The organism is Bacillus sp. FCW2, from assembly GCF_021228595.1.
Classification (GTDB): domain Bacteria; phylum Bacillota; class Bacilli; order Bacillales; family Bacillaceae; genus Bacillus; species Bacillus velezensis.
This window is the reverse complement of the sequence record NZ_CP089436.1, coordinates 888,652-901,895: the sequence shown is the minus strand read 5'-3', so window position 1 is coordinate 901,895 and position 13,244 is coordinate 888,652. Positions and strand designations below refer to the sequence as shown.

Sequence of the window (13,244 nt, the reverse complement as noted above, 5' to 3'; positions counted from 1 at the left end):
AGCTTGCAGAGTGATCTGCAAGCTTTTTCTTTATCCTCTTAATACGGCCTGATACGTTTCTTCCAGCGCTTTCAGCACGTTTTCATGTACTTTTGTCACTTCTTCTTCTGTCAATGTTTGTTCAGGGTTAACATATTGGAGCGAGAAGGCGACGGATTTTTTGCCTTCTTCCATATGCTCACCTTCGTACACATCAAATACGGTGACTTCTTTCAGCAGCGCGCCGCCGGCTTCTTTGATCACGGCTTCGAGCTGTCCGCTTGTAACGGTTTTATCTGCCACAAGCGCAATGTCGCGCGTGACGGACGGGTACTTCGGAATCGGCGTATACACGACAGGTTCTGTTTCCTCGGTCAGAAGCGCGTGCAGATCAAGCTCGAACACATACGTTTCTTTGATATCCAGCTCTTTTTCCATTGCCGGATGCACCTGGCCGATAAATCCGGCAAGCGAACCGTTCAATAGAATGTTTGCCGTCCGGCCGGGATGCATGTTTTTGCGTTCTGACTGGACAAATTCAACCCGGTCTGACACATTCAATTGATGCAGCAGGCCTTCAACGATTCCTTTGGCGACGAAGAAATCAACCGGCTTTTTCTCACCCTGCCATAAATTTTTGCGCCACAATCCGGTTACAGCTCCGGCAACCCGTTCTTTTTCAACCGGTTTTGTGTTTTCTTCTTTCGTCAGAAATACAGAACCCGTTTCATATAAAGCAACGGAATCAGTCTGTCTGGCCAGATTGTATGAAACGGCTTCAAGAAGATTCGGCACGAGGCTGTGTCTGAGAATGCTTCTTTCTTCGCTCATCGGCAGAGCAAGCATCGTGTTGAATGATTTTTCGATCGCAAAAGCGGCCGCTTTTTTATCATTCGTTAATGAATAAGTGGTCGCTTGTGAAAGACCCGCTCCTTCAAGGAAACGTCTCACTTTCCGGCGTTTTGCCTGGTACGGTGTCAAGCCGCCTGTCGTGCCGGCCGTTTCCGGAAGCGTGGACGGAATATTGTCATACCCGTACAATCTCGCCGCTTCTTCAATCAGGTCTTCTTCTATTCTAATATCTCCGCGGCGCGACGGGACCGTTACGACGAGAACGTCTTCAGCTTCACCGACTGCAAACCCGAGGCGCTTGTAAATGCTGATGATTTCTTCTTTAGCGATTGTCATGCCGAGCACGGCGTTCACTTTTTCAACAGACACGTGAATATTGTTTGCTTCGATTTTCAGATGGTTTTCTTCAACCGTGCCTGAGAGCACTTCTCCGCCGGCATATGCCTGAATGAGACTGCAGGCCCGTTCAGCCGCCAGCAGAACGCGTGCCGGATCAATGCCTTTTTCATATCTGGCGCTCGCTTCGCTTCTCAGCCCGAGGTCTCTCGACGCTTTGCGGACGGTCTGTCCGTCGAAATAAGCGGCTTCCAGTAAAATCGCAGTGGTGTCTTCACGGACTTCAGACTCAGCTCCGCCCATGACTCCCGCAACGGCTTGCGCTTTTTTTCCGTTTGTGATGACCAAATGGCTGCTTGACAGCTTGCGCTCTTGCTCATCCAGCGTCACGATGGTTTCATTTTCCGCCGCTTTTCTGACGACGACCTCTTTTGAACCGAACCGGTCGTAATCGAAAGCGTGAAGCGGCTGTCCGTACTCAAGGAGGACGAAGTTTGTAATGTCCACGACGTTATTATGCGGGCGGATGCCTGCATTCATCAGCTTCGTCTGCATCCAAAGCGGTGACGGGCCGATTTTGACGTTTTTAATGATTTTTGCGGCATAATGCGGATTGGCCTGCGTATCTTCAACCTTAACGGAAACAGCATCCGCCGCTTTTTCTGCCGCTTTTTCATATGAAGCCTCCGGAAGCTTTACCTCTGCGCCGAGAATAGCCGCAACTTCATAAGCCACGCCAAGCATATTCATCGCGTCGGCGCGGTTCGGCGTTAAGCCCAATTCTAAAATCGCATCATCAAGCTGAAGGGCCGCCATTGCGTCAGCTCCCGTTTCAGCATCATTCGGAAAAACGAAAATGCCTTCCGCATATTCTTTCGCCACGAGCTTGCTTTCAATGCCGAGCTCCTGAAGGGAACAGATCATGCCGTGAGACGCTTCGCCGCGCAGCTTGGCTTTTTTAATTTTGAAATTGCCGGGAAGCACGGCTCCGACCGTTGCAACGGCAACCTTCTGTCCTTTATCAACATTCGGGGCGCCGCAGATAATCTGCACGGGTTCCTCCGCACCGATATCAACAAGGCATTTGTTGAGTTTGTCGGCATTCGGGTGCTGTTCACGCTCAAGCACGTGTCCGATGACAACGCCTTTTACGCCCTCCCCTTTATACTCGATACCCTCAACTTCAATGCCGGCTCTCGTAATTTTTTCTGCAAGCACGGCCGGGTCGATTCCCTGCAAGTCAACGTAATCTTCTAACCATTTATAAGAAACAAACATGTGTATCCTCCTCTTACGCCTGTTTAAACTGCGAAATGAATCTGACATCATTGGTATAGAAATGGCGGATATCTTCAATGCCGTATTTCAGCATCGCGATACGTTCCACACCCATTCCGAAAGCAAAACCCTGGTATTCCTCAGGATTGAATCCGGCCATCTTCAGCACGTTCGGGTGAACCATGCCGGCGCCGAGAATTTCGATCCAGCCTGTTTTTTTGCAGACGGAGCAGCCTTGTCCGCCGCACTTAAAGCAGGTCACATCCACCTCGACAGAAGGCTCTGTGAATGGGAAAAAGCTCGGACGGAGCCTGATTTCACGATCTTGGCCGAACATTTTTTTGGCGACCAATTCAAGCGTGCCTTTCAGGTCGCTCATGCTGATTTTGCGGTCGACGACGAGACCCTCAATCTGCATGAACTGATGGGAATGTGTCGCGTCATCGTTGTCGCGGCGATACACTTTACCGGGACAAATGATTTTGACGGGGCCTTTTCCTTTATGCTTTTCCATCGTGCGCGTCTGCACCGGTGACGTCTGCGTTCTCATCAGCATTTCTTCTGTAATGTAAAAGCTGTCCTGCATGTCGCGGGCCGGATGTTCCTTCGGCAGGTTCAGCGCCTCAAAGTTGTAATAATCCGTTTCCACTTCAGGGCCTTCTTCGACGGTATATCCCATTCCGATAAATAAATCTTCAATTTCTTCAATAACGACCGTCAGCGGATGGCGTCCGCCGATGTTTACCTGACTGCCCGGCAATGTGACGTCAATCGTCTGGCTGCTGAGTTTTTTATTCATCTCTTCTTGTTCAAGCTGTTCATTTTTCGCCGTAATGGCTGCTGCAATGCGCTCTCTCACTTCATTGGCGAGCGCTCCCATTTTCGGGCGCTCTTCGGCGGACAGTTTGCCCATGCCGCGGAGAACTTCTGTAATCGGCCCTTTTTTTCCGAGATATTGCACCCGAATGTCGTTAACTTCTTTTAATGAACCCGCCGCTTCTACTTTTTCTGCAGCTTCCAGTTCGAGCTGTTTAAGCTTCTCTTCCATCATGCATCCTCCTTTTATGTAAACCAAACCGTTCTATGCCTTTTTCAGAAAACAAAAAAACCCGCCCCTTGAGAGAAGGGACGAGTTGTGGCCGCGGTACCACCCTTTTTAAGGCAGACTTCATCTGCCGACAGCTTCATTGACATAACGGAAACGATCGTTCCGGTTCACCTTTACGCGCGTTTGGCGCGGTCCCGGTGACAACTCGAGAGGTGAAAATCAATTTCTGTGCTGCGATAAAAATGCTTTCAGTCAGCGGCATTTTCTCCCTGGAAGGCAGTGTGTGCAAAAATTGACGTCCTCTGTCACGGTTTTTACATTATTGCTATCTATTATAGTGAAATCCAAGGCTTTTCGCAACCTATCCTCTGAGATGATAAACGAGGATGGCGGCCGCTACCGCCACATTCAGCGATTCCGCCTGTCCGTACAGCGGAACGTACAAGTTGAGATCCGTTTTTTGCAGAAGGCCGGCGTCCACTCCCGCCCCCTCGTTCCCGACGATTAACGCGAACGATTCTTCAGGCTTCACGCTTTGATAAGCCGCACCGTTTTCAAGCGCCGTGCCGTAGATCGCGACGCCTTGTGATTTCAGCTCAGCGGTAAACTCATCAAGCGGACGTTTCAAAATGGGAATATGAAAATGAGAACCTTGTGCTGAACGCAGCGTTTTTCCGTTGTACGGGTCTGCTGTTCCCTCACCAAGGACAACGGCGTCGATCCCCGCCGCATCTGCCGTTCTGATCATTGTTCCTAAATTCCCCGGGTCCTGCACGGCATCAATCAGAAGCAGCCGCTTCAGCTGATCAGGCTGCTTATCCGGCATATGGCAGACCGCGGCGATCCGCTGCGGCGTTTCCGTTTCCGTCACGGCTGAAAACGCGTCTTCGCTCAGCACGTAGCACGGGATACTCATGTCCAGATCGGCCGGGATGGCGCTCTCATCGTTTACGAGAATTTCTTTTACCGTTCCCTTTGATTTGAGCGCTTCTTCTGCCAGATGCTCTCCTTCTATCAGAAATGTATTCGTTTTAAGTCTCTCTTTTTTTGTGTGAAGTTTTTTCCAATCCTTCACTTTTTGGTTTTTTGCAGAGTCGATTCGTTTCACTTTATGTCTGTGCTCTCCTTTTTTCATGCATGTTGTTATTATATCTTAAGAACAGCACATAATAAACCGCGTGCGCGGTAAGAATATGCGTATCACATTCAGGAAAAAGGAGCGGTTGTAATGGATCTTAATTTACGCAACGCCGTTATTGCCAATGTAACCGGCAATAACCAGGATCAGCTGGAGCATACTATCGTTGACGCCATCCAAAGCGGTGAAGAAAAAATGCTTCCGGGCCTCGGCGTCTTATTCGAAGTTCTTTGGCAGCATGCGTCGGACTCAGAAAAAAATGAAATGCTCAAAACACTTGAAGGCGGATTAAAACCTGCGCAATAAGCATGAACCGGGTGATGGCACACCCGGTTTTTTTTGTATAATAATGGCGAGGGGGATCGCCATGCAGTTACAGCCGGAACTGGCAAAGAAGTTGATTGCCGAAGTCAAACATATGTACAGCCGCGAAGTAATTATTGCCGATACAAAAGGAATGATCATCGCGGGCACCAACGAGGCGCGCGCCGGATGGTTTCATGAAGGCGCACTGATCTGCGCGCGCGAAAAACGGAATGTCATCATTACGAAAGAAGATGAAAAACGGCTCGAGGGCGTAAAAGCAGGACTGAACCTCCCCGTTTTTTCAGGTCATGAAGTGATCGGAGTATTCGGTCTGACAGGAGACCCTGACGATATCCTTCCTTTCGGAGAATTGCTCAGAAAAATGACGGAGCTGTTTATTAAAGAAACGCGCCATATGGAAGAAGCGCAGTGGCGTGCGAGAATGCTTGAATCCTTTATGGTTGATTGGCTGCAGCTGAAAGAATGGTCTCCGGGCTTTTTAGAAAAAGCAAAGCTCATCGGCGCAGACCTTCACGCATACCGCCGGATCATACTCATTCAAGGCCGTTATGAGCAATATAAAGCGGAGGAGCTCGGGCGGCTCTGGCAGTACGAATGCCCTGAAGACCTGTTTGTCCGCTGGGGAAATGAACGCATTCTCATTAATCATGAAGCAAATTCGGCTTCCAAAACACAGCTCATTAAAAAGATCGGCGCCGTTTTCGGGCAGCCTGTCACCGCCGGCATCGGACGGATCGTTCCGGGAGAGCGCCTCACGGAATCATACGAACAGGCGGATAAAGCACTTTCAGCCGGTATCGGTGACAAGCAGGCCGTCTTTGAAGAAGATTTAAAACTGGATATGTGTCTTGCCGATATCACACCCCGCACGAGGTCGGAATTTTCACGGCGGGTTCTCGAGCATGTACTGGACCGGGAAGAACTTCTGGATACGCTGCGCGCCTTTTTCGACCGGCAATTATCGTTTAAGCGCACCGCCGACGACATGCATATTCATATCAATACATTGCGCTACCGTCTTTCCAAACTGGAATCACTGACAAATATGAAACTTGACCGCCCCGAAGACATAACGGCTTTTTATTTGGCGCTGCGCTTTTTAGATCAACATACAAAAATCACGTAATCATATCATCATTTTTCATATGTTTCTCCATAGTGTGCGGAATCGTTTTTCTTTACAATTAAATGAAAACGCTTTTCTTATCAGGGAGGTTGGGAGAACATGATTTCACGAGAGGCAAAAGAAGCGTTCATCCGGACGGTCGGGAAGGAGAATTATGATGATTCGGCGGCGGGCCGTCTTGTGTATTCTTATGATGCGGCTCCTCAGCTGCAAGCCATGCCGGATGCGGTAATCGCCCCCCGCAGCGCGGATGACGTGTCGCGTATACTAACGATTTGCAGCAGGCATGACATTCCGATCGTGCCGAGGGGTTCAGGCACAAACTTATGCGGCGGCACATGTCCGTCTGAAGGCGGGCTTGTGCTTTTATTCAAACATATGAACCGCATTCTAGAAATCGATGAAGAAAATTTGACGGCAACCGTCCAGCCGGGCGTAATCACGCAAGATATGATCCGTGCGGTTGAACAAAAAGGTTTATTTTATCCGCCTGATCCGAGCAGCATGAAAATATCGACGATCGGCGGGAATATTAATGAAAATTCCGGCGGGCTGCGCGGTTTGAAGTACGGCGTCACCCGGGATTATGTCCTCGGCCTTGAAGCCGTCTTGGCTTCAGGCGATATCATCCGCACAGGAGGAAAGCTGACAAAGGATGTCGCCGGTTATGATCTGACCCGGCTTTTCGTCGGATCAGAAGGGACGCTCGGCGTTGTGACGGAAGCGACTTTAAAGCTGGTTCCGAAGCCGGAAACGAAAAAAACGCTGCTTGCACTCTATGAACATATTGAAGCGGCTGCGGAATCGGTTTCTGCCATCATCGCTGAAAAAATCATTCCGGCGACACTCGAATTTCTGGATCAGCCGACACTGCAGGTCATTGAAGATTACGCCAAGATCGGGCTTCCGACCGACGCAAAAGCGGTGCTGCTGATCGAACAGGACGGTGACATCGAAACGGTCAGACGAGATATGGAAAAAATCGAAGCCATCTGTAAAAACGGAGCAGCCGTATCCGTCCAAACGGCTGAAACCGAGGAAGAGGCATTCGCGCTTACAGAGGCCAGACGGTCCGCATTATCAGCCCTTGCCCGGCTGAAACCGACAACGATTCTGGAAGATGCGACCGTGCCGAGATCACAAATTGCCAGCATGGTCAAAGCCATTAACGAGATTGCAGAAACATACGGCCTGTCCATCTGCACATTCGGCCATGCCGGAGACGGCAACCTCCATCCGACGTGCACCACCGATAACCGGAATACAGAGGAGATGGAACGTGTCGAAAAAGCTTTTGCCGCCATTTTTGAAAAAGCGATTGAGCTGGGCGGGACGATAACGGGTGAACACGGGGTCGGCATCGTAAAAGCGCCGTATTTAGAAATGAAACTGAAAACAGAAGGCATCACCGCCATGAAAGCGATCAAACAAGCGCTTGATCCCCAAAATCTGCTGAATCCGGGAAAAATATTCGCCAATTCATCAAGGAAACGCGTGGTGGTGATGAAATGACCACGGCTAAAGAGCAGCAACAAATTCAAACAGAATTCAAAAACCGCATGGATGAAGGTGAATTGCTGAACTGTATGCGCTGCGGCTTCTGCCTTCCTTCCTGTCCGACCTATATCGAATCGGGATTTCAAGAATCCCATTCGCCGCGCGGCCGGATCGCCCTGATGAAAGCCGTCACTGACGGACTGATCGAGCCGGATGAAGATGTCGAGCGCTCACTTTCGCTGTGTCTCGGGTGCCGGGCATGCGAGCCCGTTTGTCCGGCAGGGGTCAATTACGGACAGCTGCTTGAAGAAGCGAGGGATATCATTCATCAAAATAAAAAACATAAGCCGGGCGTGCGCCTCTTGCGGAAAGCCGCCTTCACCGGGCTTTTCCCTCATCAAAACCGCATGCAGACAGCCGTGAATCTTCTCGGAATATACCAAAGATCGGGACTGCAGACCGCCGTCAGAAAAACCGGTATGCTGCGCGTTTTGCCTGAACATCTGCGCACAATGGAACAAGTGCTCCCGCCCGCCCCGAAACGGAAAGACATGAAGGAAAGGCCGCGTTTTCTTCCTGCCGCGGGTCCCGTCCAAAAACGGGCCGCTTTTTTCTCGGGCTGCTTAATGGATACGATGTTTTTAGCGACAAATCATGCGACAACGGCGCTTTTACAGGCGGCCGGGTGTGAAATCGCGGTTCCGGACGGCCAGGCGTGCTGCGGCGCGCTTCACGGGCACAGCGGAGAAAAAGAGATGGGAAAAGAACTGGCCAAGCGGAATATCGCGGCTTTTGAAGCGCTTGATGCTGATTATATCATTACAAACGCCGGCGGATGCGGCGCCTTTCTTCAGGAATATCCGCATTTACTGAAAGATGAACCTGGATGGGCGGAACGTGCCGGACAATTCGTCCGGAAGCTCAAAGACTTTTCATCCGTACTGGTTGATCTGAAGTTCCATCAAAAAAACCTGCGGGCACAGTCTCCTCATATCGTCACATATCAGGACTCCTGCCACCTCCGCAATGTGATGCATACGTCAGAGGAACCGCGCACGCTTTTGAAAAGCATTAAAGGGGCTGAGTACAGAGAAATGGAAAAGGCCGACAGCTGCTGCGGGTCGGCGGGAATTTATAATATAACAGAGTCAGAGATGTCTATGAAAATATTAGACAGCAAGATGAAAGCCGCCGGAAAAACGGAGGCGGCCGTCATCGTGACAGCCAATCCCGGATGCCTTCTGCAAATGCAGCTCGGCATTTTACGCGAAGGATTAACAGGCCGTGTCCGCGCGGTTCATTTGGCGGATTACCTTTTGGAAGCGGCGGATTTGTCATAAGATGAAAGCAGAGAGACCGATCGGCTCTCTGCTTTTTTTATGATGCTGCAATGTTCGGACGGCCGCGGATTTATCCGGGTATTGAAGCTTCCAGTCTGGCACTCGGATCACGCCATACATTCGCCCATTTTTTCACAGCCGCAATGATAATCACAAGCCCGAGAATGAGCATGATAATGGATAAAACGCCATTCAGCACGTTGTATCCCGCCGCTTCGGGGTTCAAATACACATACCGCACCATCCAATAACCCGCATAGTTGACGGTCACGTACAAATAAGCGAGAGGAATCAGGCATGTCAGCATATAGCGCCGCTTATCCGCTATTTTTAATACGACGGTCGCACCGATAATTAAGCCGACAGACGCCATAAGCTGATTGGATACGCCGAACAGCGCCCAAATGGAGCTGATGTCGCCCGAATACAGAAGATAGCCCCACAGCAGGCAGGCGAGCGCGCTTGAGAAAATCGAGCCCGGCAGCCAGTCTGTTTTTTTCAGCGGCTTATAGACCTCTCCGAAAAACTCTTGAATCAAGTACCGGGCGACACGGGTTCCCGCATCAATCGCCGTTAAAATAAACACCGCTTCAAACATAATGACGAATTGAAAAAAGTATGAAGCCAAATGACTGAAAAACGGAATCTCCGTAAAGATATACGTCATTCCGACGGCAAGCGTAACGGCGCCGCCCGTTCTTCCTTCCAGACTGAGCCCGATTTCTTTGCTCAATTCAGGCAGATGGACGACATTCATCCCGAGGGTGCGGAATATTTCAGGCGTGCTGTTAATAGCAAAATAGTCGGCGGGCTCAAGAGCGGCAGCTGCAATGAGCGCCATAATTCCGACGAGACATTCCACAAGCATCGCTCCGAAAGCAACCGGCTTTATATCACTCCATTTATCCAGCATTTTCGGCGTTGTGCCGGAACCGACAAATGCATGAAAGCCCGAAATGGCGCCGCAGGCAATCGTTATTGAAATAAACGGCCAGACAGGACCCGCGATCACCGGCCCTCCGCCGTGAATAAACTCCGTTACGGCAGGAAATTTAATGGCGGGATTGACGAAAAAGACGCCTGCGATCAAAGCGGCAAAAACCCCGATTTTCATAAAACTGCTTAAATAGTCACGCGGAGCCAGCAAAAGCCAAACCGGAAGCGCCGCGGCGAAAAACGCATAGACAGGAAGCGCCACTGCAAGCGTTTTCGCATCCAGTGTCAGCATGTCCCCGAAAGCCGTTGTCTGCAGCTGCGGCCCGATTACAACACCGGCCATTAACAAAAGAAACCCGACAGTTGATGCGAGTTTGAGATTGCCCGTTTTTTTATAGTAGAGGCCGACCCCCATCGCGATCGGAATCGTAATCCCCACCGCAAACGTTCCCCACGGGTTTTTCTCAAGCGCGTGCAGCACAACCATGGACAGTCCCGCCATCGTGATCGTAATGATAAACAGCATCGAGAGACCCGTGCAAAAACCCGCCACCGGGCCGAGCTCTTCTTTGGCGACTTCAGAAAGCGTTTTCCCGTTTTTCCGCATTGATGCAAACAATACGACAATATCGTGCACGGCTCCTCCGATCACCGCCCCGATTAACAGCCATAAAAGCCCGGGCAGATAGCCGAACTGAGCTGCCAGAATCGGTCCGACAAGCGGGCCGGCAGCGGCGATTGCCGCGAAGTGGTGGCCGAATGACACCCACTTATTCGTCGGCACATAATCTTTCCCATCCTCAAGCACATGGGCCGGAGTCGGTGTCTGATCATTGATTTTTAATACTTTGACCATCATAAAGGTACCGTAAAGCCGATAGGCGATCGCCAAAATACATATAGACGCTATGACGATTGTAATCGCATTCATTTAATCCCAGCCCCTTTTCTCTTTTTCTAAATATTATCACAATTATCAGATAACAGGAGATGATTTTTGCGTAAAAAAAAGCCGGCAGCGCAGCCCGGCTTTTCGGAACATTATTTTCCTGATAAACGGATGACATTCCAGGACAGCGGAGTAAAATGAGCCGTTATCCCTTCAGCATTTGCCGAAGACGTTCCGTTGGAGTGCGGAATGACTTCTTTTCTGTTTTTTTGATTGGTCGCTTTCATATCCTGATGCTCCAGCACGATATGCTCAATAATGCGGTAATCTTCAAACCCTCTCAGCTTTATCTCCGTTTCCATCAGTTCCTTGCTTTTGTTGACGGCAAAAATGGTCAGTGCTTCATCCTCTTCATGGTAAACGGCCGCGGCATCAACATACGGCACATCCGTAAAGTCCGCTGAGTCGTATTTCGGGGAGGTAATCAGCAGCTTCATTGAAGTCCCTCTCCCGTAGACAGAGGCGTGCATGTAAGGATAAAAGATCGGCTGTCTCCATACTTCTCCGCCCTTTTCAGTCATGATAGGCGCAATCACGTTGACAAGCTGGGCGAGACAGGCGATCTTCAGTCTGTCCGCATGCTGCAGCATCGTAATCAGCAGTGAACCGATCAACAGCGCATCTTCAAAATTGTAGATGTCTTCGAGGATCGGCCGGGCCGTAATCCATGGCTCCACTTTTTTATCCGCTTCATTTGAGTGATACCACACATTCCATTCATCTAAAGAAAGGTGAATCGTTTTTTTGCTGCGTTTTTTCGCTTTCATATAATCACATACGGCTGTGACGGATTTAATAAAATGGTCTAAATCCATCGACTTCGCCAAATAGTTCTCAAGATCATTTTCATGATTGCCGTAATACGTATGCAGTGAGATGTAATCCACATGCTCGTACGTATGCTCAAGCACCTCGGCCTCCCACTCGATGAAGGACGGCATGCCGCTGTTTGAGCTTCCGCAAGCCACCAATTCGATCGTCGGGTCCGTCCATTTCATCACCTTTGCCGTTTCAGCGGCGAGCCGTCCGTATTCATGCGCCGTTTTATGACCGATCTGCCAAGGGCCGTCCATCTCATTTCCTAAGCACCATGTTTTGATGCCGTAAGGTTTTTCATATCCGTGCGATTTTCGTAAGTCGCTCCAGTATGACCCTTCAGGATGGTTGCAGTATTCGACGAGGTTCCGGGCGGCATCGATCCCTCTCGTCCCGAGATTAACCGCCATATTCACTTCGGCGTTCACTTTTTTCGCCCACGTTAAAAATTCATTCGTCCCCACTTCGTTCGTTTCTGTCGTCTGCCATGCCAAATCAAGCCTCCGCGGGCGGTCCTTCACCGGTCCGACACCGTCTTCCCAATTGTAGCCCGAGAGAAAATTCCCTCCCGGATAGCGGATGAACGGCACTTGCAATTCTTTGATTAACTCCTGCACGTCTGTTCTGAAGCCGTCCTTGTCGGCTTTCGGGTGTCCGGGCTCATAAATGCCTTCATACACCGCCCGGCCCATATGTTCTATAAATGATCCGTACATCCGTTTGTCCACTTCACCGATGATATATTCTTTATCTGCTGTAATCCCCGCTTTTTTCATTATTTCCTCCCTCTCTCTATCCCTTCACTCCGCCTACTGTGAGGCCGGAAATGAAGTATTTTTGGAAAAACAAGAATATGATGATCACCGGCAGTATCGCAAAAACGGACCCGGAAATCAGCATGTCATAGTTGTTGCCGTACGGACTCAGCAGCCCTGAAAGTCCGATTGGAAGCGTAAACATTTCTTTCGACCGAAGCACGATCAGCGGCCATAAAAAGTTATTCCAGCTGTTTAAAGATTGAAGAATGATCATTGCCCCGAATGCCGGTTTCATGAGCGGCGCCATAATTCTGAAAAAAATGCCGAATTCGGTGCAGCCGTCCATTCTCGCTGAATCAAGCAGATCCTTCGGAAGTCCGAGCGCATATTGCCGGAAAAAGAACACGGCGACAGGCGACACAATAAACGGCAGAATCACTCCCGTATAAGAATCGATCAAATGAAGACCCACCGTCAATTTGAACAACGGAAGCATCATCACTTCAAGAGGCACCATCATAATGATCAGCACAAGAACGAAAATAATATTTCTGCCTTTAAATTCGTAGACACCGAGTCCGTAGCCGATCAAAGAGGAAAAAAACAGCGTGAGAACCGTGGTGAGAACGCCGAGCAGCAGGCTGTTAAAAAACCATTTGAAATAAATGCTCCCCCCGTTGAACAAATAGGTGTAGTTATCAAGGCTCATCACATCCGGATCAAGACGCAGATTCAGCCCGATGCGCATCAGCTCAGATGACGGCTTTAATGAACCGAGCAATAGGCAGATCATCGGAAAGATATACAACAGGCTCAGCATGATAAAAAACAAGGTAAACGCGACTCTGTACACGGAAAACATGT

General features: G+C 49.8%; 10 protein-coding genes. 4 read left to right on the top strand and 6 right to left on the bottom strand.

Annotation, left to right across the window (positions count from 1 at the left end; genetic code table 11):
• Window positions 1-30 precede the first annotated feature (30 nt).
• The 3 genes from pheT to K3G25_RS04525 all read right to left on the bottom strand — a co-directional run bounded on the left by pheT (window position 31) and on the right by K3G25_RS04525 (window position 4,601).
• Window positions 31-2,445 (bottom strand): phenylalanine--tRNA ligase subunit beta, encoded by a 2,415-nt coding sequence (gene pheT / locus K3G25_RS04535; RefSeq protein WP_012118137.1) that lies wholly within the window; start codon window positions 2,443-2,445, stop codon window positions 31-33.
• Between the two features lie 13 nt (window positions 2,446-2,458).
• Window positions 2,459-3,493 carry a phenylalanine--tRNA ligase subunit alpha gene (pheS, locus tag K3G25_RS04530; protein ID WP_003152530.1) on the bottom strand — a complete coding sequence of 345 codons (1,035 nt, stop codon included), beginning with the start codon at window positions 3,491-3,493 and terminating at the stop codon, window positions 2,459-2,461.
• Window positions 3,494-3,854: 361 nt separating this feature from the next.
• Window positions 3,855-4,601: a TrmH family RNA methyltransferase gene (locus tag K3G25_RS04525; RefSeq protein WP_007408111.1), complete on the bottom strand. Its 747-nt coding sequence runs from the start codon at window positions 4,599-4,601 to the stop codon at window positions 3,855-3,857.
• 120 nt (window positions 4,602-4,721) lie between these two features.
• Here K3G25_RS04525 and sspI point away from each other — a divergent pair, with 120 nt between their 5' ends.
• The 4 genes from sspI (at window position 4,722) to K3G25_RS04505 (ending at window position 8,921) form a co-directional block, all read left to right on the top strand.
• Window positions 4,722-4,937 carry a small acid-soluble spore protein SspI gene (sspI, locus tag K3G25_RS04520; protein WP_003152527.1) on the top strand — a complete coding sequence of 72 codons (216 nt, stop codon included), beginning with the start codon at window positions 4,722-4,724 and terminating at the stop codon, window positions 4,935-4,937.
• 61 nt (window positions 4,938-4,998) lie between these two features.
• The gene (locus tag K3G25_RS04515; RefSeq protein ID WP_061860772.1) at window positions 4,999-6,084 is read left to right on the top strand and encodes a CdaR family transcriptional regulator; all 1,086 of its coding nucleotides are present in this window, start codon (window positions 4,999-5,001) and stop codon (window positions 6,082-6,084) included.
• A gap of 99 nt (window positions 6,085-6,183) precedes the next feature.
• Window positions 6,184-7,596, top strand: a complete 1,413-nt coding sequence (gene glcD / locus K3G25_RS04510; protein WP_232489605.1) for a glycolate oxidase subunit GlcD — start codon at window positions 6,184-6,186, stop codon at window positions 7,594-7,596.
• Window positions 7,593-8,921: a (Fe-S)-binding protein gene (locus K3G25_RS04505; RefSeq protein ID WP_007408108.1), complete on the top strand. Its 1,329-nt coding sequence runs from the start codon at window positions 7,593-7,595 to the stop codon at window positions 8,919-8,921. The genes glcD and K3G25_RS04505 overlap by 4 nt, the downstream gene beginning before the upstream one ends.
• Window positions 8,922-8,991: 70 nt before the next feature.
• On the opposite strand, the gene cstA is transcribed toward K3G25_RS04505, so the two are convergent.
• The 3 genes from cstA to K3G25_RS04490 all read right to left on the bottom strand — a co-directional run bounded on the left by cstA (window position 8,992) and on the right by K3G25_RS04490 (window position 13,242).
• Window positions 8,992-10,788, bottom strand: coding sequence for a carbon starvation protein CstA (gene cstA, locus K3G25_RS04500; RefSeq protein WP_053573136.1), 1,797 nt, complete (start codon window positions 10,786-10,788; stop codon window positions 8,992-8,994).
• A 110-nt stretch (window positions 10,789-10,898) separates the two neighbouring features.
• Window positions 10,899-12,398 carry an arabinosylfuranosidase ArfA gene (locus K3G25_RS04495; RefSeq protein ID WP_232489604.1) on the bottom strand — a complete coding sequence of 500 codons (1,500 nt, stop codon included), beginning with the start codon at window positions 12,396-12,398 and terminating at the stop codon, window positions 10,899-10,901.
• Window positions 12,399-12,414: 16 nt separating this feature from the next.
• The gene (locus K3G25_RS04490; RefSeq protein ID WP_007612991.1) at window positions 12,415-13,242 is read right to left on the bottom strand and encodes an arabinooligosaccharides ABC transporter permease AraQ; all 828 of its coding nucleotides are present in this window, start codon (window positions 13,240-13,242) and stop codon (window positions 12,415-12,417) included.
• Between the last annotated feature and the right edge of the window lie 2 nt (window positions 13,243-13,244).